At 68.7% G+C, this 201-nt stretch carries 1 protein-coding gene; it reads left to right on the forward strand.

Going from position 1 to position 201, the window contains the following annotated elements; translation table 11 throughout:
• Nucleotides 1-201: adenosylhomocysteinase (locus IO30_RS41210; protein WP_037895634.1), on the forward strand; the 201-nt coding region annotated here is incomplete at both ends.

A 201-nucleotide genomic window follows, 5' to 3' on the forward strand; every position in this document is an offset into this window, starting at 1 on the left:
GGGCAACGCCACCGGCCACCCGTCGTTCGTCATGTCGAACTCCTTCGCGGACCAGACCCTGGCCCAGATCGAGCTCTTCACGAAGCAGGCCGAGTACCCGACCGGCGTCTACGTGCTCCCCAAGCACCTCGACGAGAAGGTCGCGCGCCTCCACCTCGACGCCCTGGGCGTCCGCCTCACCACCCTGCGCAAGGAGCAGGC

The organism is Streptomyces xanthophaeus, assembly GCF_000725805.1.
GTDB lineage: Bacteria > Actinomycetota > Actinomycetes > Streptomycetales > Streptomycetaceae > Streptomyces > Streptomyces xanthophaeus.